Annotated in this window: 23 protein-coding genes and 3 tRNA genes; 15 read left to right on the top strand and 11 right to left on the bottom strand. The window is 68.2% G+C overall.

All coding sequences use genetic code 11. The features are described 5' to 3' along the window. Positions 1-92 precede the first annotated feature (92 nt). A complete protein-coding gene (locus tag EGT67_RS01880) occupies positions 93-1,106 on the top strand; it encodes a 3-isopropylmalate dehydrogenase (protein WP_127914328.1) in 1,014 nt (337 codons plus the stop codon). Between the two features lie 62 nt (positions 1,107-1,168). On the opposite strand, the gene EGT67_RS01875 is transcribed toward EGT67_RS01880, so the two are convergent. Beyond that, positions 1,169-2,371: an MFS transporter gene (locus tag EGT67_RS01875; protein WP_421958069.1), complete on the bottom strand. Its 1,203-nt coding sequence runs from the start codon at positions 2,369-2,371 to the stop codon at positions 1,169-1,171. Positions 2,372-2,498: 127 nt separating this feature from the next. Between EGT67_RS01875 and EGT67_RS01870 the strand changes: the two genes are divergently transcribed. The 5 genes from EGT67_RS01870 to EGT67_RS01850 all read left to right on the top strand — a co-directional run bounded on the left by EGT67_RS01870 (position 2,499) and on the right by EGT67_RS01850 (position 5,462). Beyond that, a complete protein-coding gene (locus tag EGT67_RS01870) occupies positions 2,499-3,272 on the top strand; it encodes a fumarylacetoacetate hydrolase family protein (RefSeq protein WP_127914327.1) in 774 nt (257 codons plus the stop codon). Between the two features lie 81 nt (positions 3,273-3,353). Then, positions 3,354-4,826: a glutamate--tRNA ligase gene (gene gltX / locus EGT67_RS01865; protein WP_127914326.1), complete on the top strand. Its 1,473-nt coding sequence runs from the start codon at positions 3,354-3,356 to the stop codon at positions 4,824-4,826. A gap of 189 nt (positions 4,827-5,015) precedes the next feature. Beyond that, positions 5,016-5,087 (top strand) — tRNA-Gln (locus EGT67_RS01860). A 153-nt stretch (positions 5,088-5,240) separates the two neighbouring features. Further along, positions 5,241-5,316 (top strand) — tRNA-Glu (locus tag EGT67_RS01855). A gap of 73 nt (positions 5,317-5,389) precedes the next feature. After that, positions 5,390-5,462: transfer RNA gene (locus EGT67_RS01850), tRNA-Glu, on the top strand. Positions 5,463-5,540: 78 nt separating this feature from the next. Here EGT67_RS01850 and EGT67_RS24990 read toward each other — a convergent pair. From EGT67_RS24990 to EGT67_RS01840, 3 genes are all read right to left on the bottom strand, one after another. Then, complete coding sequence (locus EGT67_RS24990) at positions 5,541-5,708, bottom strand: DUF5302 domain-containing protein (RefSeq protein WP_164877459.1); 168 nt, start codon at positions 5,706-5,708, stop codon at positions 5,541-5,543. A 73-nt stretch (positions 5,709-5,781) separates the two neighbouring features. Beyond that, positions 5,782-6,279, bottom strand: coding sequence for a pyridoxamine 5'-phosphate oxidase family protein (locus tag EGT67_RS01845; protein ID WP_127914325.1), 498 nt, complete (start codon positions 6,277-6,279; stop codon positions 5,782-5,784). A 90-nt stretch (positions 6,280-6,369) separates the two neighbouring features. Then, entirely contained in the window at positions 6,370-7,071 is a 702-nt protein-coding gene (locus EGT67_RS01840; protein ID WP_127914324.1) for an IclR family transcriptional regulator, read from the bottom strand. 121 nt (positions 7,072-7,192) lie between these two features. Between EGT67_RS01840 and leuC the strand changes: the two genes are divergently transcribed. From leuC to EGT67_RS01825, 3 genes are all read left to right on the top strand, one after another. Continuing rightward, entirely contained in the window at positions 7,193-8,626 is a 1,434-nt protein-coding gene (gene leuC, locus EGT67_RS01835) for a 3-isopropylmalate dehydratase large subunit (protein ID WP_127914323.1), read from the top strand. Positions 8,627-8,652: 26 nt separating this feature from the next. Then, a complete protein-coding gene (leuD, locus tag EGT67_RS01830; RefSeq protein ID WP_127914322.1) occupies positions 8,653-9,264 on the top strand; it encodes a 3-isopropylmalate dehydratase small subunit in 612 nt (203 codons plus the stop codon). 156 nt (positions 9,265-9,420) lie between these two features. Then, a complete protein-coding gene (locus EGT67_RS01825; RefSeq protein WP_127914321.1) occupies positions 9,421-10,143 on the top strand; it encodes an HU family DNA-binding protein in 723 nt (240 codons plus the stop codon). 108 nt (positions 10,144-10,251) lie between these two features. Here EGT67_RS01825 and EGT67_RS01820 read toward each other — a convergent pair whose 3' ends face one another. The 3 genes from EGT67_RS01820 to cofC form a co-directional block, all read right to left on the bottom strand. Then, positions 10,252-11,214 carry a bifunctional NUDIX hydrolase/histidine phosphatase family protein gene (locus EGT67_RS01820; protein WP_241565849.1) on the bottom strand — a complete coding sequence of 321 codons (963 nt, stop codon included), beginning with the start codon at positions 11,212-11,214 and terminating at the stop codon, positions 10,252-10,254. 66 nt (positions 11,215-11,280) lie between these two features. Then, positions 11,281-13,509, bottom strand: coding sequence for an RNA degradosome polyphosphate kinase (locus EGT67_RS01815; RefSeq protein ID WP_127914319.1), 2,229 nt, complete (start codon positions 13,507-13,509; stop codon positions 11,281-11,283). Between the two features lie 51 nt (positions 13,510-13,560). Beyond that, entirely contained in the window at positions 13,561-14,277 is a 717-nt protein-coding gene (gene cofC, locus EGT67_RS01810) for a 2-phospho-L-lactate guanylyltransferase (RefSeq protein WP_127914318.1), read from the bottom strand. 163 nt (positions 14,278-14,440) lie between these two features. On the opposite strand from cofC, the gene EGT67_RS01805 reads away from it, so the two are divergent. Next, entirely contained in the window at positions 14,441-15,439 is a 999-nt protein-coding gene (locus tag EGT67_RS01805; protein ID WP_127914317.1) for an NAD(P)H-dependent glycerol-3-phosphate dehydrogenase, read from the top strand. A gap of 70 nt (positions 15,440-15,509) precedes the next feature. Beyond that, on the top strand, positions 15,510-16,616 hold the full coding sequence (locus tag EGT67_RS01800; RefSeq protein ID WP_127914316.1) for a D-alanine--D-alanine ligase family protein: 1,107 nt from the start codon (positions 15,510-15,512) through the stop codon (positions 16,614-16,616). 46 nt (positions 16,617-16,662) lie between these two features. Here the strand turns inward: EGT67_RS01800 and EGT67_RS01795 are convergent, their stop codons facing one another. Continuing rightward, the gene (locus tag EGT67_RS01795; RefSeq protein ID WP_127914315.1) at positions 16,663-17,250 is read right to left on the bottom strand and encodes a DUF3515 domain-containing protein; all 588 of its coding nucleotides are present in this window, start codon (positions 17,248-17,250) and stop codon (positions 16,663-16,665) included. 1 nt (position 17,251) lies between these two features. Continuing rightward, positions 17,252-17,500, bottom strand: a complete 249-nt coding sequence (locus tag EGT67_RS01790; protein ID WP_127914314.1) for an Lrp/AsnC ligand binding domain-containing protein — start codon at positions 17,498-17,500, stop codon at positions 17,252-17,254. Between the two features lie 289 nt (positions 17,501-17,789). Here EGT67_RS01790 and EGT67_RS01785 point away from each other — a divergent pair, with 289 nt between their 5' ends. From EGT67_RS01785 to EGT67_RS01770, 4 genes are read left to right on the top strand one after another with little or no spacing between them, the layout of a single operon-like run. Next, positions 17,790-18,749 (top strand): thiamine-phosphate kinase, encoded by a 960-nt coding sequence (locus tag EGT67_RS01785; protein WP_241565848.1) that lies wholly within the window; start codon positions 17,790-17,792, stop codon positions 18,747-18,749. Positions 18,750-18,758: 9 nt separating this feature from the next. Next, positions 18,759-19,280: a gamma carbonic anhydrase family protein gene (locus EGT67_RS01780; protein ID WP_127914312.1), complete on the top strand. Its 522-nt coding sequence runs from the start codon at positions 18,759-18,761 to the stop codon at positions 19,278-19,280. Then, positions 19,280-19,957: a uracil-DNA glycosylase gene (locus tag EGT67_RS01775; RefSeq protein WP_127914311.1), complete on the top strand. Its 678-nt coding sequence runs from the start codon at positions 19,280-19,282 to the stop codon at positions 19,955-19,957. Before EGT67_RS01780 ends, EGT67_RS01775 begins: the two co-directional genes overlap by 1 nt. 28 nt (positions 19,958-19,985) lie before the next feature. Further along, positions 19,986-20,726, top strand: coding sequence for a hypothetical protein (locus EGT67_RS01770; protein ID WP_127914310.1), 741 nt, complete (start codon positions 19,986-19,988; stop codon positions 20,724-20,726). A gap of 27 nt (positions 20,727-20,753) precedes the next feature. On the opposite strand, the gene EGT67_RS01765 is transcribed toward EGT67_RS01770, so the two are convergent. Both EGT67_RS01765 and rpmB read right to left on the bottom strand, forming a co-directional pair. Beyond that, positions 20,754-21,548, bottom strand: a complete 795-nt coding sequence (locus EGT67_RS01765; RefSeq protein ID WP_127914309.1) for an enoyl-CoA hydratase/isomerase family protein — start codon at positions 21,546-21,548, stop codon at positions 20,754-20,756. A gap of 165 nt (positions 21,549-21,713) precedes the next feature. After that, complete coding sequence (rpmB, locus tag EGT67_RS01760; RefSeq protein ID WP_127914308.1) at positions 21,714-21,905, bottom strand: 50S ribosomal protein L28; 192 nt, start codon at positions 21,903-21,905, stop codon at positions 21,714-21,716. Positions 21,906-21,984 lie beyond the last annotated feature (79 nt).

The following is a 21,984-nucleotide window of genomic DNA, read 5'->3' as shown; positions in this document are numbered from 1 at the left end:
GTGGCCGCGATCGTCGAGGACGGTCGCGGCCAGCGGTGCAACCGGGGTGTCTCACGCCACCGGTGGATTCTCAGTGAAAGAGAGTGTGTCCCATGAAGCTTGCGGTCATCCCCGGTGACGGCATCGGTGTCGAGGTCACGGCGGAGGCACTGAAGGTGCTGCGGAAGCTGGTTTCGGACGTGGAGACCACCGAGTTCGACCTCGGTGCCAAGCGCTACAACGAGACCGGCGACCTGCTGCCGGAGGCCGAGCTCGACGCGATCCGTCAGCACGACGCGATCCTGCTCGGCGCCATCGGTGACCCGCGGTTCGTCGCGCCGGGCATCCTCGAGCGCGGTCTGCTGCTGAACATGCGGTTCCTGCTCGATCACCACGTGAATCTGCGCCCGGCCCGCACCTACCCGGGCTCGAGCTCGCCGCTCGCCGCGAACCCCGACATCGACTTCATCGTGGTCCGCGAGGGCACCGAGGGCCCGTACACCGGCAACGGCGGCTCGATCCGCGTCGGCACCCCGCACGAGGTTGCCACCGAGGTCTCGGTCAACACGTGGTTCGGCGCCGAGCGCGTCGTGCGCGCCGCGTACGAGCTGGCCCAGACCCGCCGCAAGCACCTCACGCTGATCCACAAGACCAACGTGCTCTCCAACGCGGGTCGCATCTGGACCCGGGCGATGGAGACCATCGGCGCCGAGTACCCGGACGTCGAGACCGCGTACTGCCACATCGACGCGGCCACCATCTACATGGTCACCGACCCGACGCGCTTCGACGTCATCGTGACCGACAACCTGTTCGGCGACATCATCACCGACCTGGCCGGCGCGGTCACCGGTGGTATCGGTCTGGCCGCGAGCGGCAACATCGACGCGTCGGGCACGAACCCGTCGATGTTCGAGCCGGTGCACGGCTCGGCGCCGGACATCGCCGGCCAGGGCATCGCCGACCCGACCGCCGCGATCCTGTCGGCCGCGATGCTGCTGCGTCACCTCGGCCGTGAGGACGACGCCGCGCGCATCGAGGCCGCCGTCGAGGCCGATCTGGCCTCGCGCGGCGACGCCCCGATCGTCACGACCGAGGTGGGCGATCGCATCGCCGCTGCCGTCTAGGCGCTTCGAACCCTCGAAAGACGTGACCGCCGCCCGGATTCCGGGCGGCGGTCACGGTCGTTTCAGTGTCGTTCCGGGTGGTCTCCGGGCACCAGGGGAGCGGCGACGAGGGGGAACAGGGCGGCGATCGCGAACGTCAGCGGGAAGCTCACCGCGGTGACCAACGCCCCGAACACGGGCGGCACCAGCGACGCCGCCAGATACTGGCTCGTGTTCTGGGCGCCCAGCGCGCGGCCGCTCCAGTACGGGCCGGCGATCTCGGCGACGGCGGTGAACGCCAATCCGTTGTCCGCCACCGTGATCACCGACGCCAGGACCAACAGCGCCACGGACACGGGGGAGTCCAGCCAGTCGGTCAGTGCCAGCGCTCCCATCGAGATCGCGGCGGCGATCGCGACCCAGCGCAGCGGGCGCATCCGGCTACCGACACGATCGCTCAACGCCCCCGCCGCGATCCGCCCTGCGGCACCGAGCAATTGGGTCACGGTGATGAGCAGGCCGGCCGAGGCGGCGGACCAGTTCCGATCCGTCATCAGCCACAGCAGCGCGAACGTCCAGACCAGGTATTGCGGAACCACCAGCAGGACCGAGACGCCGTGAATCCGCCACAGCACACTCGAGTTCCGGTACGGGTTGTCCAGCAAGCCGGTCTGCTGTGCGGCCGAGCGGTCCGGCCGGGGCGGGTCGACGACGAACAGGCAGGCCACGGCTGCGACGAATGTCACTGTGCTCGGCAGCGCCAACGCCCAACCGACGCCGTGAGTTTCGGCGATCCGGGGCACCGTCAGCGCGGCCACCGCCACTCCCAGCGGCAGTGCCATCTGGCGGACGCCCATCGCGAATCCCCGGCGCTCAGGCGGGAACCACCCGACCACGACCCGCCCGCTGGCGGCGTTCGCGCTCGACGCCGCCATTCCGCCGAGGAACAGGAAGATGCCGAGCATCGCGAACGACGAACTGAACGCGGCACCGGCACTCGCGAGCGCCGTGAGCGCCATACCCAGTACCAGGACGCGGCGCTCACCCATGCGGTCGACGACGACACCCCAGGCCATCAGGCTGACGAGAAAGCCGACGGTCGGTGCGGCGACCACGAGGCCGGCCTGTGACAGTGCCAGTCCGTGATCGTTCCGCAGGGTGGGCAGCAGGAACGCCGGCGCGTTCGCGAACACCGCTCCCGCGGCCTGCGCGAGCACGCCGAGTCCCAGCATCGACCAGCGGTGCAGTGTGCCTGTCCGAGCTTCCGGACTTCTCGTCTCACTCACGTTGCCATCCCAGTATATGAAATGAATGTCTTAGAATGTGGATACAGCTCGGAGTGTAGACCCTTCGACGCTCGGAGTGCGACGGGTCTGCCGGGCCGGTGCGCCGTGACTCGATAGACTCGGCTCCATGCGCCTAGGTCGAATTGCCAGTCCCGACGGAGTTGCCTTTGTGTCCATCGAGGGGGAGGGCGACGCGCAGACTGCGAAGGAGATCGCCGAACACCCTTTCGGTACACCGACTTTCACCGGACGTAGCTGGCCGCTCGCCGATGTTCGCCTGTTGGCCCCGATCCTTGCGAGCAAGGTGATCTGCGTCGGCAAGAACTACGCCGCACACGCCGCCGAGATGGGTGGCGAGGCGCCCGAGGATCCGGTCATCTTCATCAAGCCCAACACCTCGATCGTCGGACCGGGTGCCCCGATCGTGCTGCCGCCGTCGTCGAACGAGGTGCACTACGAGGGTGAACTCGCGGTCGTCATCGGCCGCCCCTGCAAGGACGTCCCCGCCGCCAAGGCCCGCGACGTCATCCTCGGCTACACCGTCGCGAACGACGTCACCGCGCGTGACCAGCAGCGTCACGACGGCCAGTGGACTCGGGCCAAGGGCTACGACACGTTCTGCCCGCTCGGTCCGTGGATCGAGACGAATCTCGACGTCTCGGACGTCGAGATCAAGACCGAGGTGGACGGCGAGGTCAAGCAGCGCAGCCGGACTTCGCTTCTGCTGCACGACATCCCGAAGGTCATCGAGTGGGTGTCCACGGTCATGACGCTGCTGCCGGGTGACGTGATCCTCACCGGCACTCCCGAGGGTGTCGGCCCGATCGTCGACGGCCAGTCGGTGAGTGTGACGGTCGAGGGGATCGGCACGCTGACCAATCCGGTTGCCGCCAAGCGCTGATCGGATACCGCTCCCGGTGGGCACGGGACTAGCCTGTAGAGGTCCTGTCCACGCGCCTAGCAGTGCCCATCGAAGTGAGCCATGACCACCAGCGAAGTACGCGTCCGTTTCTGTCCGTCACCCACCGGCACCCCGCACGTCGGGCTCGTCCGGACCGCCCTGTTCAACTGGGCGTTCGCGCGTCACCACGGTGGTGCGTTCGTGTTCCGTATCGAGGACACCGACGCCGCCCGTGACACGGAGGAGTCGTACCAGGCGATCCTGGACGCGTTGCGCTGGCTGGGGCTGAACTGGGACGAGGGCCCGGAGGTGGGCGGTCCGTACGAGCCGTACCGGCAGTCGCAGCGGCGTGACCAGCACCTCGACATCGTGCGGCGACTCGTCGAGGCGGGCGAGGCGTACGAGTCCTTCTCGACCCCCGAGGAAGTCGAGGCACGGCACAAGGCGGCCGGACGCGATCCCAAGCTGGGCTACGACAACTTCGACCGGGACCTCACGCCCGAGCAGCGTCAGGCGTACCTGGACGAGGGACGTAAACCCGTCGTGCGGCTGCGGATGCCCGACCACGATCTGACGTGGAACGACCTGGTGCGCGGCGAGACGACGTTCAAGGCCGGCACGGTCCCGGACTTCGCGCTCACTCGTGGCAACGGAATTCCGCTGTACACGCTCGTGAATCCGGTCGACGACGCGTTGATGAAGATCACACACGTCCTGCGTGGCGAGGATCTGCTGTCGTCGACGCCGCGTCAGCTCGCGCTGTACGAGTCGCTCCAGCGCATCGGTGTCGCCGATTTCACACCGGAGTTCGGCCATCTCCCGTTCGTGATGGGTCAGGGCAACAAGAAGCTGTCCAAGCGTGACCCCGAGTCGAATCTCTTCATCCACCGCGACCGCGGGTTCATCCCCGAGGGTCTGCTGAACTACCTGGCACTGCTGGGATGGAGCATCGCCGACGACCACGACGTCTTCTCCCTGGAGGAGATGGTCGCCGCGTTCGACATCTCCAAGGTCAACTCCAACCCCGCGCGCTTCGACCAGAAGAAGGCCGACGCGATCAATGCCGAGCACATTCGCCTGCTCGAGCCCGCCGACTTCTCGGTGCGACTGCGGGCGTACCTGACCACGCACGGTCACCCTGTCGACGCGCTGACGGCCGAACAGTTCGACGTCGCGGCCGATCTGGTGCAGACCCGCATCGTCGTGCTCTCGGATGCCTGGGACCTGTTGAAATTCCTGTTGGTCGACGAGTCGGAGTTCGCGATCGACCCGGCGGCCGCGGCGAAGAACCTGGGCGCCGACGCGGCGCCGGTGCTCGACGAGACCATCGCGGCGCTCGATTCCCTCACCACGTGGGCCACCGCGGATCTCGAGGAGACTCTCAAGGCCGCACTGATCGAGAAGCTCGAACTCAAGCCGCGTAAGGCTTTCGCTCCCGTGCGCGTGGCGCTCACCGGATCGCACGTCAGCCCGCCGCTGTACGAGTCGATGGAATTGCTGGGGCGCGAGAAGACCCTGGCGCGCCTGCGTTCTGCTCGCGCGCAGATCGCCTGACCCGGACCACGTATCTCGGCCCGCTCCCGTTCTCCGGGGGCGGGCCGAGTGCTTTCGAAAGGGGAGTAGGCGTGATTTACCTGCCCTGACCAGGCGATTTGTAGTTCGCAGGAGGGTTGGTGCTAATCTTCTTCTCGGTTCGGAACGGAGGCCACGACGCCCGCAGGGCAGGCCGACGAAACAAACCATTGGGGTATGGTGTAATTGGCAACACAGCTGATTCTGGTTCAGCCATTCTAGGTTCGAGTCCTGGTACCCCAGCAGAAGTCCTGAGGTGAAAGCCTCAGGATTTCGGTGAGTCTCGGTTATCCGGGTCTTCCCGCCACGGCGCCTCGCTTGCAAGGTGTTGCGGTACAGACACTGCGATTTGCTCGCGAGAGTTGCGCAGTCATACAGTGTTCGATGCAAGTTCTCGGCCCCGTCGTCTAGCGGCCTAGGACGCCGCCCTCTCAAGGCGGTAGCGCGGGTTCGAATCCCGTCGGGGCTACCACGGAATTGCCTTGCGATCGTCTGTGATCGCTGGAGGGTTCTTCTACGGAGATCTTGCAGAACAACACAGTCCTGGCCCCGTCGTCTAGCGGCCTAGGACGCCGCCCTCTCAAGGCGGTAGCGCGGGTTCGAATCCCGTCGGGGCTACAAGTGGAACACCCTCCGATCATCAGATCGGAGGGTGTTTTCTTTTCGTGCAATCTTCGAGGGTGGCCGCCCGTTCCGCTAACCGCTCTTGCGGCGGAACTCGCGCTTGTGATCGGCGCTGCCGTGGGCGTCGTGCACCTTCGACTGTCCGTCCAGATGCGCCGTCGTGTTCGACTGCTGGTGGTTCTTGCGATCCAGCGCCTCACGGAACTTGCGTTTGATGTCGTCGGTCCCGGCTTCGGTCACGTCGTCCTCCTCCCGTCGTGGGTATCCCGGAATGTACCGCGGAAGGGAGGAGGAGTCGCGCGATTATCTCGGCCTACAGGTACGCGGCCGTCGAGCCCCCGACCGGCATCGCCGGCAATCCGAGCTTGCGGTGGTCCCACGACCGGACGCGCTCCGGAACGACCCGGACCGCGACCCGCTTGTGCAGCATCATCTCGACTGCGGGCTTGACGTCCTCCGAGTACGGGCCCGTGTAGCGCTCCCAGATGCTGATGCCCACCTTGAACAGCGCCTCGGGATCGTCGACGATCTCGCCGCGTCCTTCGATCGAGACGCCGCGCAGCGTGTCGTAGGTGTCGCCGTCCTCGATCATCATCGTGAGGCGGCCGTCGCGGCGGAGGTTGACGGCCTTCTGGGACTTCGCCTTGGTCTCGAACCACAGCTCACCGTCGATCACGGCGTACCACATCGCGACGAGATGCGGCGTGCCGTTCGGTCCGATCGTCGCCATCGTCGCGACCCGGCTCCGTTCGACGAACTCGGTGATTTCGGCATCCGTCATCGTGATCTGACCGCGCTGATTGGTTCCCACAGCAGTTCCTCCGCTCGACTGAACTTCACTCCTGCGAATGACTGTGCCACGGATCACTTTCGTGGATGCCGGGCGGGTCCGCCGCGGGCTCTACAGGCGCTTGTGGAGGGCGTCGGCCGCCGCCAGCAGGTCGGCCGCCCACCGGGCGCCCGGGCGTCGGCCCATCCGGTCGATCGGACCGGACACCGAGATCGCGGCGACGACGTTGCCGGCCGCGTCCCGGACCGGCGCCGCCACACTGGCCACACCCGGTTCGCGCTCGGCGGCGCTCTGGGCCCAGCCTCGGCGTCGGACCTCGACGAGCACCCGTTCACCGAACGAGGCGTCGGGGAGGATGGCGCGCTGCGTCTGGGGGTCGGCCCATGCGAGGAGGACCTTGGCTCCGGACCCGGCCGTCATCGGCAGGCGGGCACCCACGAGGACGGTGTCCCGCAGTCCGGTGGGCGGTTCCATGGAGGCGACGCACACGCGCTGGGTGCCTTCGCGTCGGTACAACTGGACGCTCTCGCCGGTGATCTCGCGCAGGCGGGGCAGGACGAGGGCGGCGGCGTCGACGAGGGGATCGCTCGCGCTCGCGGCGAGTTCGCTCAAGCCCGGGCCCGGGCACCACAGGCCGTCCGCGTCGCGGGCGAGGAGTCGGTGGACCTCGAGGCCCACGGCCAGCCGGTGTGCGGTGGCGCGAGGGAGACCGGTCCTGTTGCACAGTTCGGTGAGGCTGCACGGCTGTTCGGCCACTGCGTGCAGCACGCCCATTGCTTTGTCAAGCACTCCGATACCGCTATGCTGTCTCATAGGTCGATACTCCGTTCTCGCATATTGGGATCATAACCGAATGCGGCGGCGGATGGTTTCGACACATCACGCGGCACGGGTCGGCCCTGAAACCCGGCGACGCGACATCCTGATCACAGAGGTGGAGAAGATGGCTCAAAGAGGACGCACTCTGGCCGAGAAGGTGTGGGACGAGCACGTAGTGGTGCGCGGCGAGGGTGAGGGTGCGGCACGCCAGCCGGACCTGATCTACATCGACCTGCACCTCGTGCACGAGGTCACCAGCCCCCAGGCATTCGACGGGCTCCGGCTCGCCGGTCGTAAGCTGCGTCGCCCGGACCTGACGATCGCCACCGAGGACCACAACGTCCCGACGGTCGACATCGACAAGCCGATCGCGGATCCGGTCTCGCGGACCCAGGTCGACACTCTGCGGAAGAACTGCGAGGAGTTCGGGGTTCGCCTGCACCCGATGGGTGATCTGGACCAGGGCATCGTCCACGTGGTCGGTCCGCAGCTGGGTCTGACGCAGCCGGGCACGACCGTCGTCTGCGGTGACAGCCACACGTCGACGCACGGCGCTTTCGGTGCTCTCGCAATGGGAATCGGTACCAGCGAGGTCGAGCACGTGATGGCCACGCAGACGCTGTCGCTGCGGCCGTTCAAGACGATGGCGATCACGGTCGACGGCGAACTGCCGCCCGGTGTCACGAGCAAGGACCTGATCCTCGCCGTGATCGCGAAGATCGGTACCGGTGGGGGACAGGGGTATGTCCTCGAATACCGCGGCGAGGCCATCCGGAAGCTGTCGATGGAAGCCCGGATGACGATCTGCAACATGTCGATCGAGGCGGGCGCGCGCGCCGGCATGATCGCACCGGACGAGATCACCTACGAGTTCATCAAGGGTCGTCCGCACGCGCCGCAGGGTGCCGATTGGGATGCGGCCGTTGCGGCCTGGGATCAGCTCAAGACCGACGACGACGCCGTCTTCGATGCCGAGGTTCACATCGACGCGGCGTCGCTGACGCCGTTCGTCACCTGGGGTACCAACCCCGGTCAGGGTGCTCCGCTGGGTGATTCGGTGCCGAACCCGTCCGACATCGCGGACGAGAGCGAGCGCCTCGCGGCGGAGAAGGCCCTGGCCTACATGGGATTGGAGGCCGGTACGCCGCTGCGCGAGGTGTCGGTCGACACCGTCTTCGTCGGATCGTGCACGAACGGCCGGATCGAGGATCTGCGTGCGGTGGCCGATGTTCTGAAGGGCCGAAAGGTCGCCGAGGGCGTCCGGATGCTGATCGTCCCCGGATCGATGCGCGTGCGGGCCCAGGCCGAAGAGGAAGGTCTCGGTGAGATCTTCACCACTGCGGGCGCAGAGTGGCGTCAGGCGGGATGCTCGATGTGCCTGGGCATGAACCCCGACCAGTTGGCGCCGGGCGAACGTTCGGCCTCGACGTCCAACCGCAATTTCGAAGGCCGCCAAGGTAAGGGCGGTCGCACGCACCTCGTGTCCCCGGCGGTCGCCGCGGCGACCGCGGTCCGGGGAACCCTCTCGGCACCGGCAGACCTGGCATAGGGCGCAAGGGAACTAGGAGAAAATCGATGGAAGCCTTTACCACTCATAAGGGAATCGGTGTTCCTCTGCGCCGGTCCAACGTGGACACCGACCAGATCATCCCCGCGGTGTACCTGAAGCGCGTGACCCGCACAGGTTTCGAAGACGGACTGTTCGCCGCCTGGCGTACGGACCCGGAGTTCATCCTCAACGTCCAGCCGTACGACAAGGGCTCCGTCCTGGTCGCCGGCCCCGACTTCGGCACCGGCTCGTCCCGCGAGCACGCCGTGTGGGCGCTGTCCGACTACGGTTTCCGCGTCGTCATCGCGTCGCGCTTCGCCGACATCTTCCGCGGCAACGCCGGCAAGGCCGGTCTGCTCGCCGCTCAGGTCGATCAGAGTGACGTCGAGATGCTGTGGAAGCTCCTCGAGGAGCAGCCCGGGCTCGAGCTCGTCGTGAACCTCGAGGACAAGACGGTGACCGCTGGAACGACGGTGGTGCGCTTCGAGATTGACGACTACACGCGGTGGCGTCTGCTCGAGGGTCTGGACGACATCGGACTCACGTTGCGCCAGGTAGACGCGATTTCGGAGTTCGAAAAGTCAAGGCCGTCTTGGAAACCTGCGACGCTTCCCGCTCGCGTCGCGAACGACAATTGACGCAATCGGACAGCTGACTCGGCCCCCCGATCTACCACAGATCGGGGGGCCGCGCTTGATGAGAATTGGCGTGCCACATAGACTCTTGCCGATTTCGGGTTTACCGTAGTTCGTAGTCGGTCCGACGGTGGACCATTAGTTTGCGGAGGAATTTCCATGAACAAGGCAGAGCTCATCGATGTTCTGACCGAGAAACTGGGGTCGGACAGGCGCACCGCCACCGAGGCTGTCGAGCATGTCGTCGACACCATCGTGCGTGCAGTCCACGCCGGGGACAGCGTCACCATCACCGGATTCGGCGTCTTCGAGCAGCGTCGCCGCGCGGCCCGCGTCGCGCGCAACCCGCGCACCGGCGAGACCGTCAAGGTCAAGCCGACGTCGGTTCCGGCCTTCCGTCCGGGCGCACAGTTCAAGGCGCTCATCGCCGGTGGCCAGAAGCTGCCCTCCAGCGGCCCGGCCGTCAAGCGTGGTGCGGCTGAGCCGGTGAAGAAGGCCGCTGCCAAGAAGGCTGCAGCGAAGAAGGCAGCAGCGAAGAAGACTGTCGCGAAGAAGACTGCGGCCAAGGCTCCCGCCAAGACCGCAGCCAAGACCGTGGCGAAGAAGACTGCGGCCAAGGCTCCCGCCAAGACCGTGGCGAAGAAGACCGCGGCCAAGGCTCCCGCCAAGAAGGTCGTCGCGAAGAAGACTGTCGCGAAGAAGACTGCGGCCAAGGCTCCTGCCAAGACCGTGGCGAAGAAGACTGCGGCCAAGGCTCCCGCCAAGAAGGTCGTCGCGAAGAAGACTGTCGCGAAGAAGACTGCGGCCAAGGCTCCCGCCAAGACCGCAGCCAAGAAGACCGCGGCCAAGAAGGCTCCGGCAAAGCGCACCGCCCGCAAGTAGAACTGCGGCGTCACAGCGTCGAACGGAACACTCCGTAAATGACTCGGCGGCCACGGGAATTCTCCCGTGGCCGCCGAGTTGTCTTGTCCGATCCGCGCTGTCTGCGGATCAATTCGCCTTGCGTACGACCGGAAGTGGGCTGTCGATGTGATCGGCGGCCACGAGTCGTCCGCCGGACAGCGACAGGACCCAGGTACTCGCCTTGCGGTTTCGTGCCGGCGGCAACTGAATGCCGTCCCGCTCGGCCCACCACTGCATCAGATCGGGAATGACGCCGCCCTGACTGCAGATCACCTGGACGCCGCCCATCGCCGCGATCTTGCGTGCGCGGGCCCGTGCGCCTGCCGGATCGGCTGCGTAGCCCTCCTCCGACAGCAGCGGTTCGGGCCGGATGGGGACGCCGAGTTCCGCGGCGAGGGGCTCGACCGTCTGGACGCACCGCAGGCGGTCCGCCGCGCAGATCTCGCTCGCTCCGAAAGCCCGCAGTTGTGCCACAAGCGCTTTCGCCTGAACCTGCCCCTTCGCATCGAGGGGGCGTAGCGCGTCGTCGCCGGTGTAGTTCTTGCTGCTCCCGGCCTTGGCGTGCCGGACGAGCAGCACCGTCGTCGTGTCCGGCGGGAGCTGTGCGAATCGTCTCAGGATCATTCGATCCATCGGATAGGACAGTTGTTCGGCGACGCGGTCGGGCGCGAGCCACCGCAGTTCGTCGACCTCGTCGTTGGGTGCGAACTCGCCGGATACCGCCTCGGCCGCCCAGTATTCGACCCGTTTCAGTCTGCGGTGCCCCGGTATCGGATATGTCACACCCGAGAGGTGTCGAGCCAATTGAGCGTTAATCCCGGTTTCTTCGTGGATCTCGCGCACGGCAGCCACAATCGCCGTTTCGCCCGGGTCGAGCTTTCCCTTGGGAAATGACCAGTCGTCATACTTCGGACGGTGAATGAGGGCGATTTCGATCTCATAGGGATTCGAAGGAGACTTCCGCCACAGGACCGCGCCCGCCGCGAAGATATTTGCTTTCACCGGTTTGTCGGTTGTCGGTTTGTCGGGACGCGGCTTCTCGGGACTCAAGGGCTTCGTTCCTTCCATCGACCACGGGTTCGCGGTTCTCGGCAGGCGGTGGGGCGGGGTGTTCGGTCAGGAGGTGACGGACCGTCGGCGACGCATCATCTCCTCCTGGTGCTCGCGTACCTTCTCGCCGCGGGCCGGCGAGGCCTGCCAACTGCTGTCGGCCTGCAGGACCCAGCACCGCGTCGTCGGATCGAGTGCGGATTCGAAGATCTCGTCGAGCTGGCGGGTCAGGCGCGGATCCTTCACCTGTGCCATCACCTCGACGCGCCGATCGAGGTTGCGGTGCATCATGTCCGCGCTGCCGATCCAGAACTCGTTCGCCGCGCGGAAATGCATGATCCGGGAGTGCTCGAGGAACCGGCCGAGGATGGACCGCACCTCGATGTTCTCGCTCAGACCCGGGACACCCGGCTTGAGGGCGCAGATGCCGCGGACGACGACCTGGACCGGCACGCCTGCCCGCGACGCCCGGTACAGCGCGTCGATCACCTGCTCGTCGACGAGCGCGTTGGCCTTGAGCCGGATCCCCGCTTCGCGTCCGGCCTTCCTGTGTTCGATCTCGGCCTCGATGCGGGCGATGATTCCGGCGCGCACGCCATACGGCGCGACGAGCAGGTTGCGGTACTGCGACTTCCGCGAATAGCCGGTGAGCGAGTTGAACAGGTCCGTCAGGTCGGCGCCGATCTCGGGTGCGGCGGTCAGCAGGCCCACGTCCTCGTAGAGTCGCGCGGTCTTCGGGTTGTAGTTGCCGGTGCCGATGTGGCAGTAGCGGCGGATCGTCGAGCCCTCGCGGCGCACCACGAGACACGTCTTGCAGTGGGTCTTCAGGCCGACCAGGCCGTAGACGACGTGGACGCCGGCCTGTTCGAGCTTGCGCGCCCACTTGATGTTCGCCTGCTCGTCGAACCGCGCCTTGATCTCGACGAGCGCGACCACCTGCTTGCCGGCCTCCGCGGCGGCGACGAGCGCGTTGACGATAGGTGAGTCACCGGAGGTCCGGTACAGGGTCTGCTTGATCGCCAGCACCTGCGGGTCGGCGGCGGCCTGCTCGATGAACCGCTGCACGCTCGTCGAGAACGAGTCGTACGGGTGCTGGACGAGGACGTCGCCGTCGCGCAACGTCGAGAACACGCTCTTCGGGGTCTCCCGCTCACCGAACGCGGGGTGGGTCACGGGGACGAACGGTGCGTCCTTGAGGTTCGGTCGGTCGACGCCGTACACCTGCCAGAGCGACGAAAGATCAAGTAGCCCAGGAACTTGGATGACGTCACCTGGATCGACGTCGAGTTCCCGCAGCAACAGTTCGAGCATGTGCTCGGTCATGTCGTCGGCCACCTCGAGCCGGACCGGGGAGCCGAACCGGCGACGGGCGAGTTCGCGTTCGAGTGCCTGGAGGAGGTCCTCGTCACGGTCCTCCTCGACCTCGAAGTCGGCATTGCGGGTGACCCGGAAGGCGTGGTGTTCCACCACTTCCATGCCGGGGAACAGTACGTCGAGGTGCGCGGCGATGAGGTCCTCGGTCGGCAGGAACGCGGGGATGGCGCCCGGGGAATCCCCGGTACGAGTGACGCGTACGAATCGGTCGACGTTGTCCGGGACCTTCACGCGTGCGAAGTGTTCGCCCCCGGTGGTGGCGTCCTTCACCGTCACGGCGAGGTTCAGGCTCAGCCCGCTGATGTACGGGAACGGGTGCGCCGGGTCGACGGCGAGCGGTGTCAGGACCGGGAAGACCTGCTCGTGGAAGTAGTTCGACAGCCGACGACGTTCCTCGGTGTCGAGTTCGGGCCAACCGATGATCGAGATCCCCTCCGCGGCGAGCGCGGGGCGCACGGAGTCGAGGAAGACCTGCGCGTGCTTGGACGAGATCTCCTGCGTCCGGGATCCGATCAGCGCCAACTGCTCACGCGGCGACAGCCCGTCGGCGGATCGGACGGACAGTCCGGTTTCGTCGCGACGCTTGAGGCCCGCCACCCGGACCATGTAGAACTCGTCCAGATTCGACGCGAAGATCGCGAGGAACTTCGCCCGCTCGAGCAGCGGCAGCGACGTGTCCTCGGCCAGCGCGAGCACACGCGAGTTGAAGTCGAGCCAACTCAGTTCGCGGTTCAGGTACCGGGCGACGGGTAGCCCGCCGTCCTCCGTCCCCGTCGGGGTCGCGGCCGGCGGCGCGGTGGGAATGCTGGGCGAGTGGCCGCCGTCGAGGCTGCTCGCTGGAACCTTCCGGTCGGTCCCGGGATGGTTCTCCTGGGATCGGTCGGAATCTGTGCGTCGCTCGAGTGCTCTCCCGTTGCTCACACTTCGATCATCCCTCGAGAATTGCAGGCAGGACAATCGATCACGGGCAGTTCACGGCAACAGGGGACCTTGGACACCGGATGTACACGCGATGCGCTCGAGCACCGCGAGCGTCGTCGGCCCGAGACCGAGTCGCGCGGCGGCGGTGAGATCGGCGATGGTGTCGACGTCCTGGCGCAGACCGGGCCAGTCGCCGTCGAGCGCCTGCGCGCCGGATGCGATGTGGCGGGCGGCCGAATCGGATCCGAACCGTGGATCGAGGGTGGTGCCGGGCCCGCACGCGAAGAGTGCCGCGGTTCCGGTGCCCGTGTGGTCCACGACGATTGCGCGCCCGGCCCGCCGGGCGGTCGCGAGGGCATCGAGGAGTTCGTCGGCGCGGAGCGCGGGCAGATCCGCCTGCAGCGCGACGAGATCGGTTTCGTCGGGAGCGGAGTCCAGTCCGGCTTCGGCGGCGACGAGCGCGGCGTTGAGCCCCGACAGGCCGGTGTGCGTCGGGGCGGGGTCCGGCCAGTGCCGCACGCCGTATTCGTTCGCGATCGCGGCCACGGCCGGATCGGGCGTGACCACGGTGATCCCCGAGCGCGGTCCGGTCCCGATGCCGGCGCCGACGAGGGTGGCGAGCGTGTCGTGGAGCATCGCCGCCACCAGATCGGTGCGGTCGGCGGCGGACAGGGATTCGGCGAGCCGCGACTTCGCGAGGCGCAGTTCCTTGACCGCGATCAGGACATGGGTGTGCACCGCTCGCTCCGATCGGTGCTGCGCCTCCATACGCGCAATCTTGCCAGCCGTGTCGTAGCGGGCCGACGACCGGCGACCGGAGCGCCCGGGGAGATATCGTGTTCCCGAGCAGTCAGCGAAGCGGGCAGGTCGGCGGCGGAACGGTGTGGGCAGTGAACGACACGAGTGGTGAGCGCGGATCGGAGGGGGCGGCGTGAGCAAGGCCGCGGTGTTGGGGGCGGGTTCGTGGGGGACCGCGTTCGCGAAGGTGCTCGCGGACGCGGGTACCGATGTCACGTTGTGGGCCAGGCGCAGTGAGGTGGCGGACGCCGTCGTGGCGCGGCACGAGAACCCCGACTACCTGCCCGGGATCGTGTTGCCGTCGTCGGTGTCGGCGACGGCCGACCACGAGGAGGCCCTCGCCGGTGCCGATCTCGTGGTGCTGGCGGTGCCGTCGCAGTCGTTGCGCGGCAACCTCGAGCGCTGGGCGGGGGCGATAGGTCCGGACGCGACGCTGCTGAGCCTCGCCAAGGGCATCGAGAGCGTGACGCTGCTGCGGATGAGCGAGGTGATCTCCCAGGTCGCCTCGGTCGACCCGTCGCGGGTCGCGGTGCTGTCGGGGCCGAACCTCGCCCGCGAGATCGCGCTGGAACAGCCGGCCGCGACCGTGGTGGCGTGCACCGACGAGGCGCGCGCCATGGCGATCCAGAAGTCCTGTGCAACAGGCTATTTCCGTCCGTACACGAACACCGACGTGATCGGGTGCGAGGTCGGCGGTGCGTGCAAGAACGTCATCGCGCTGGCGTGCGGAATGGCGTCGGGGATCGGTCTGGGCGAGAACACGGTCGCCAGCCTCATCACGCGTGGTCTCGCCGAGATCATCCGACTCGGTGTCGCCCTCGGCGCGAACGCGGCGACGCTGGCGGGACTCGCCGGCGTCGGCGATCTGGTCGCGACGTGCACGTCACCGCTCTCGCGCAACCGTTCGTTCGGTGAGCGACTCGGTCGCGGCGGCTCGCTCGAGAGCGCCCAGGCCGCCACCCAGGGCCAGGTCGCCGAGGGGGTCAAGTCGTGCACCTCGGTGCGGGCGCTCGCGGCGGCGCACGGCGTCGAGATGCCCATCACCGAAGCCGTTCACCAGGTGTGCCACGAGGGGCTGGCGGTCCGGGACGCGGTCGGCATGCTGCTCGGCCGCCGGGTCAAGCCCGAGTGACGGTCGGACCGGTGATCGGGCTGCTCGGTCGGTTCGGTGAGTCGGTGCCGTCGACGGTACGGTTTGGGGCGTGAACAATCCGCGTACCAGGGTCGCCGTCATCTTCGGTGGCCGCAGCAACGAGCACTCCGTGTCCTGTGTATCCGCCGGCAGCGTCCTGAGGAACCTCGACCCGGAGCGCTACGAGGTGGTACCGATCGGCATCACGACGGACGGATCCTGGGTGCTGGGGTCGACGGACCCGGCCACCCTGGCCATCCGCGACCGGTCCATGCCGACCGTCGACGCGGACGGGACGTCGCTGGCGCTCACCGCAGACCCCACTCGCACGGGTGCGCTGGTCGCGCTCGACGAGGCCCGCGCGGGCGAGGTTCTCGCGTCGGTGGACGTCGTGTTCCCGGTCCTGCACGGCGCGTACGGCGAGGACGGCACCATCCAGGGACTCCTCGAACTCGCCGGCGTCCCGTACGTCGGACCCGGAGTGCTGGCGAGCGCGGCGGGCATGGACAAGGAGTTCACCAAGAAGCTCCTCGCGGCCGAGGGTCTCCCGGTGGGCTTCCAGGTGGTTCTGCGGCCCGGCACCTCGACCCTCACCGACGAGCACAAGGAGCGCCTCGGGCTGCCGGTGTTCGTGAAGCCCGCGCGCGGCGGATCATCGATCGGCATCACGCGCGTCGCGGACTGGGACCGGCTCGACGACGCGGTGGCCCATGCCCGGAAGCACGATCCCAAGGTGATCATCGAGTCCGGCATCGTCGGACGCGAGGTCGAGTGCGGTGTCCTCGAGTTCCCGGACGGTGACGTGCGGGCGAGCGTGGTCGCCGAGATCCGCATGCCCGACGCCGACGGCGACGAGTCCGCGTTCTACGACTTCGACACCAAGTACCTCGACGACGTCTGCGAGTTCGACGTCCCGGCCAAGCTCGACGACGACATCAGTGAGCAGATCCGTGAACTCGCCGTCCGGGCGTTCCGTGCGCTGGACTGCCAGGGTCTGGCGCGGGTGGACTTCTTCGTCACCCCGCAGGGGCCGGTGATCAACGAGATCAACACGATGCCCGGATTCACGTCGATCTCGATGTACCCGCGTATGTGGCAGGCGGTGGGCGTCGAGTACGCGGATCTGGTCTCGACGCTCGTCGAGACCGCGCTCGCCCGGGGAACCGGGCTGCGCTGACGTAGGTCCCGCGGGGCCGGGCTCCGGTACGACCGGAGCCCGGGCCTCACGGGTTGGGGACAGGCGCCGGATCCAGTGGCTGCTGCGGCAGCGCCTGGGTGATCGCGGCGGACGCGTCCTGCAGCGGCGTCGGGCCCGACCCGTTCGGCACGGTCAGCGCGACGTACACGCCGCGGTCGACCGCGTACCAGGTGCTGGCCTCGATGCCCTGCGCGGCACCGGAGATCTCGAACCACTGCACGCCGTCGACGACGGAGAGCGGCGAGGCCTGGTTGAACTCGGGGGGTCGCGGCAGACCGCACCGCATGACGACGGGTTCGCCCTCGGTCGGCTGCCACGCGGCGGTCGCCTCCGGTGCCGGGTCCCGCAGTTCGGCGCGGGTGTAGTCGCCGAGGTTCTCGGGCAGGTTCCCCATGAGTTCGGTGCACTCCGCGGACTGGGCGGCCGGCGCCTCGACCGGGCCGAGACCCACGGACTCCTGCACCGGCGTGCGGTTCGCGATCGCGGCGGCGGCGATCACACCGATGACGAGGGCCACCGGGAGCGCGACCGCGGTGGCGATCAGCGCTGGGTGGCGCTTCTCTGCCTGATGGTCGTCGGTCTGTTCGGCTGTGGTGTGTTCGGGTTCGGACATCTCAGTTCTCGGTCGGTGCGGCCGGCGCCGCGATCTGGCAGGTCAGGATCCGGGTGATGCCCTGAACCTTCTTCATGTCGTCGACGACGTCGGACAGACCCGATTCGACGGGTGCGCCCACTCGGGCGATCACGTCGTACGGTCCCAGCACGTCCTCGGCCGAGTCGACACCCGGTATCCGGGAGAGTGTCGCCGCGACCGAGGCGGCCTTACCGACCTCTGTCTGGATCAGTACGAAAGCCTGCACCACGGGTCCATCCCTTCCCGTCGTCGTGCGCCGTCATCTCGGTAGAGTCGCGGAAGTCCGTGAGGGCTCCCGCGGACTCCCCGCGACACGCCTGCCGGCGTCCCGCACCGGGATGTCCGGCCGCAAACTAAAAGGTACCGCAGTCGCGGCACCCCAACGTGTGACCTGGGACCGCCGGACGGGACGATCATCCGAAACGACCTCGACTCGAAACTGGAGGACGACCATCGACACGTCGCGACCGAAGCAGGACGACGACGATCGCACCGTCGCGGAACTCGGCGAGTTCGCGGTGATCGGTCGGGCCGTCGCGGGCCGAAGCCAGCCGGCGACGACGCTCCTCGGACCCGGCGACGACGCCGCGGTGGTGCGCGCCCCGGACGGTCGCGTCGCGGTGTCGGCCGACATGCTCGTCGAGGGTCGGCACTTTCGGCTGGATTGGTCGACGCCCGAACAGGTCGGGCGAAAGGCGGTGGCACAGAACGGCGCGGACATCGCCGCGATGGGAGCCCGGCCGACCGCCTTCCTGGTTTCGTTGGGGTGTCCGCCCGACACCCCGGCGTCCGTCGCGGCCGGTATCTCGGAGGGCATCGGGCTTGCCGCGGAGGCGATCGGGGCCGGTGTCGTCGGTGGAGACCTGGTGCAGTCCGACCACGTGGTGGTGGCGGTGACGGTGCTGGGCGACCTCGAGGGTCGGGCTCCGGTGCTCCGCTCGGGTGCGCGGGCCGGCGACGTCGTCGCGGTCGCGGGCGCGCTCGGGCGTTCGGCCGCCGGTCTCGCGCTGCTCTCGGTCGGACTCACGGGCGCGGACGGGGCGTCCGACGCGTCGGACGCCGCGCTGGTGGACGCCCACCGAGTGCCGACCCCGCCGTACCGTGCCGGCGTCGAGGCGGCCCGGGCGGGCGCGCGCGCCATGACCGACATCTCGGACGGCCTCGTCGCCGACCTGGGTCACATCGCGGACGCGTCGGCCGTGCGGATCCGGGTCGACCGCAGCCGGATCGGGCTCGACCCGGCGCTCGCGGCCGCCGCCGCGCGGGTGGGCGCTGACCCGTGGCAGTGGATCCTGACCGGCGGCGAGGATCACGCCCTGGCCGCGACCTTCCCGCCGGACGTGGATCTCCCGACCGGGTGGACGGTGATCGGTGACGTCGTGTCCGGCGGCGGTGCCGACCCTGAGTCCTCGGCCGTGCTCGTGGACGGGCGGGACTGGACGGCCTCCGGCGGTTGGCAGAGCTTCGACGCGGGATAGGTTGCAGGCATGGCTATCTATGCACTCGGTGATCGCGAACCGGACATCGCGCCGGACGCTTACGTCCACCCCGACGCCGTCGTCATCGGCGCGGTCACGCTCGGTCCGGGCGCGTCGGTCTGGCCGCAGGCCGTCCTGCGCGGCGACTACGGCACCATCAGCGTCGGCGCCGGCACCAACATCCAGGACGGCACGATCATCCACTGCACGTCGATGGACGCCACGATCATCGGCGCCGGGTGCGTCGTCGGCCACAACGCCCACATCGAGGGCGCGACGATCGGCGACAACTGCCTCATCGCGTCCGGGTCGGTCGTGCTCAACGGGTCCGTCATCGGTGCGGGGTCGGTCGTCGGCGCGGGCGCGGTGGTCCCGTTCAAGTTCGAGGTGCCGCCGCGCAGCATGGCGCTCGGGGTGCCGGCGAAGGTCCGCGAGGGATTCGAGGTTCCGGAGGGTCACCTCGACCTGAACGTCAAGCTGTACCAGGCGAACGCCGCGTACTACCGCGACTCGCTGCGCAGGCTCGACTGATGGCGGCCAGGCCTCTCGCCGACCTGATCGATCCCGGGTGGGCCAAGGCACTCACGCCTGTCGAGGGCCGGATCACCGAGATGGGTGACTTCCTGCGCGCAGAGATAGCGGCGGGGCGCCAGTACCTGCCGGCGGGGGAGAACGTCCTGCGCGCCTTCACCCATCCGTTCGAGGACGTGCGGGTGCTCATCGTCGGACAGGATCCCTATCCGACGCCGGGCCACGCTGTGGGACTGAGCTTCTCGGTCGCACCGGACGTGCGGCCGGTGCCGCGCAGCCTGAACAACATCTTCGCCGAGTACACCCAGGACCTCGGCTACCCGACACCGTCGAACGGCGACCTGACGCCCTGGACCGAGAACGGCGTGCTCCTGCTCAACAGGGTGCTCACCGTCGCTCCCGGGGACGCCGGATCGCACCGCCGCAAGGGCTGGGAAGCGGTGACGGAGCAGGCGATTCGCGCGCTCGTCGAACGGGGAACGCCGATGGTGGCGATCCTGTGGGGCCGCGACGCGGCCACGCTCAAGCCGATGCTCGGCGACGTCCCGACGGTCGAATCGGCACACCCGTCCCCGCTGTCGGCGTCGCGCGGCTTCTTCGGGTCGCGGCCGTTCAGTCGCGCCAACGCGCTGCTCGCGGAACTCGGTGCGGATCCGGTGGATTGGCGCCTGCCCTGACGTTCGGTTCGTTGTTAGAGTGCCGATCATGAGCACACCTGCCGAAGCCGTCCGCGTCCTCGACACCGATGACGGGCAGGTCCTCGAGATCGGCAGGCGGTCGCGCCCGGTTCCCCGCAGGTTCCGGGTCGCGACGGTCACCCACGAGGCGAATCGCGTGCACCTGCACGCGGACGACGGCCGGGTCCTCGTCGCGTCACCGGGACAGTTGTCCGTCGTCCCGTACCTCGTACCGGCCCAGCACAATCCGCACTACGAGGAGCAGGACGAGCGGGCCTTCCTGGACGCTTCGAACCTTCCGGCCGCCGATGCGGAGGTGTCGGGTCCGGATGCGCCGCTGCGCGATCCGGTGTTGGGGGAGATCGTCGTGCGGGTGCCGTCGGTCATGGGCTACACGGCCGAGGTTCCGGAGGCCGGCACGTTCGGCGGTCGGTCCGTCGGGGTGCTGTTCGACGGTGTGAGCCGCGCCCGGATCGAAGAGTTGCTACCGGGGGTGCGTGACGTCCTGGCGGATCTGCCGGCGGTCCACGATGCGGCCGTCGGCTTCCTCTGGGAGTGGGGGCGCGACGACAGCGACACCGACGAGGACCGTGCGCGGTTCGTCGCCGGGTTCGGCGTGGAGGCCGTCACCGTCTACCACTCGGGGGACTTCGGGATCGATCTGACCGACGACGACGGACTGTTCGAGCAGGCCTTCATGGACGGTTACTGGCCGAAGGTGCACTGTCGCGCGGACCGGACCCCGGTCGCCGTGACCGTGGAGGCCTGACGGGCGACCGGGATCCGTGGTTCGCGACTACGCGTTGCGGACGGACGAGAAGTCGGGGCGGCGCTTCTCGACGAACGCGTCGACGCCCTCACGGCCGGTGGGGCCGTCGGCGGCCGCGGAGATCGACGCGGTCTCGGCGTCGAGCTGCTCCGACAACGTGTTGGCCCGGCTGCTCGTGAACAGCGTCTTGATGCCCGCGTACGAGGCGGTCGGGCCGGCCGCGAGGGTGCGCGCGACCCGCAGCGCCTCGTCCTGCACCTGGTCGTCCTCGACGAGGCGGCTGAGCAGGCCCAGTCGCACGGCCTCCTCGCCACCCACGACGGCGTCGGTGAGGAGGATCTCGCGGGCGCGGGACGCGCCGACGATGCGCGGCAGGGTCCAGGACATGCCGCCGTCGGGGGTGAAGCCGATCGACGGGTAGGCGGGCCGCAGCTTCGTGGAGGTGCCGCCGATCGCGATGTCGGCCAGGCACACGATGCTCATGCCGGCGCCGGCCGCCCAGCCGTGGACGGCCGCGACCACGGGGACGGTGGTCGCGTCGAGGGCCCGGACGAATTCGTGGAACGCGGTGGCCACCTCGCCGACGAACTCGCCGCGACGCTCGGCGGACGCGAACGCCCGCACGTTGCCGCCGGCGCAGAAGTTCGAGCCGTCGCCGACCAGCAGTACCGCCCCGACTGCGCTGCCGAGTTCGCGCAGTGCCGCGGTGGCCTGGGTGATTCCGTCGATGTCGAGCGAGGTTCCGTTGGCGGCGGTGGACACGGCCACGCGCAGGACGCCGTCCTCGATCCGGACATAGCTGGGTGCATCAGTTGCAGTCACGTGAGCACAGTAGCCGTCGGGGCCGAGTGGTTCGGAACCTCGGTCCCATCCACCGCGACGCGGCCCGGTCCCCGACGACGCGGGGGACCGGGTACGAAAACGACCAAACCCCCCGACACCATCGGTGTCGGGGGGTTCGGTCGAGAACTGTCCGAGTGGGCTGTATCAGCCGCGGACGACCTTGCCGGCCTTCAGGCAGGAGGTGCAGACGTTCAGCTTCTTGGTGTTGCCGGGGGCAACCTGAGCACGAACGGTCTGGATGTTCGGGTTCCAGCGACGATTGGTACGCCGGTGCGAGTGCGAGACCGACTTACCGAAGCCGGGGCCCTTGGCGCAAACGTCGCAGACGGCAGCCATAGTCGCGAACTCCTTGTGATAGTCAAACATTGTCTTGTACTACCTTCGAACACGCGCAGCAGAGCCACTCGTGCGAGGC

This window comes from Prescottella agglutinans, assembly GCF_004011865.1.
GTDB lineage: Bacteria > Actinomycetota > Actinomycetes > Mycobacteriales > Mycobacteriaceae > Prescottella > Prescottella agglutinans.
The sequence above is the reverse complement of the archived record's forward strand: the minus strand, read 5'-3'. Positions and strand labels throughout refer to the sequence as shown.

Coding starts and splice junctions, on each gene's coding strand:
- EGT67_RS01880 (WP_127914328.1), top strand. CDS start 93: ATGAAGCTTGCGGTCATCCCCGGTGACGGCATCGGTGTCGAGGTCACG.
- EGT67_RS01870 (WP_127914327.1), top strand. CDS start 2,499: ATGCGCCTAGGTCGAATTGCCAGTCCCGACGGAGTTGCCTTTGTGTCC.
- gltX (WP_127914326.1), top strand. CDS start 3,354: ATGACCACCAGCGAAGTACGCGTCCGTTTCTGTCCGTCACCCACCGGC.
- EGT67_RS01840 (WP_127914324.1), bottom strand. CDS start 7,071: ATGAGACAGCATAGCGGTATCGGAGTGCTTGACAAAGCAATGGGCGTG.
- leuD (WP_127914322.1), top strand. CDS start 8,653: ATGGAAGCCTTTACCACTCATAAGGGAATCGGTGTTCCTCTGCGCCGG.
- EGT67_RS01825 (WP_127914321.1), top strand. CDS start 9,421: ATGAACAAGGCAGAGCTCATCGATGTTCTGACCGAGAAACTGGGGTCG.
- cofC (WP_127914318.1), bottom strand. CDS start 14,277: ATGGAGGCGCAGCACCGATCGGAGCGAGCGGTGCACACCCATGTCCTG.
- EGT67_RS01795 (WP_127914315.1), bottom strand. CDS start 17,250: ATGTCCGAACCCGAACACACCACAGCCGAACAGACCGACGACCATCAG.
- EGT67_RS01780 (WP_127914312.1), top strand. CDS start 18,759: ATGGCTATCTATGCACTCGGTGATCGCGAACCGGACATCGCGCCGGAC.
- EGT67_RS01775 (WP_127914311.1), top strand. CDS start 19,280: ATGGCGGCCAGGCCTCTCGCCGACCTGATCGATCCCGGGTGGGCCAAG.
- EGT67_RS01770 (WP_127914310.1), top strand. CDS start 19,986: ATGAGCACACCTGCCGAAGCCGTCCGCGTCCTCGACACCGATGACGGG.
- rpmB (WP_127914308.1), bottom strand. CDS start 21,905: ATGGCTGCCGTCTGCGACGTTTGCGCCAAGGGCCCCGGCTTCGGTAAG.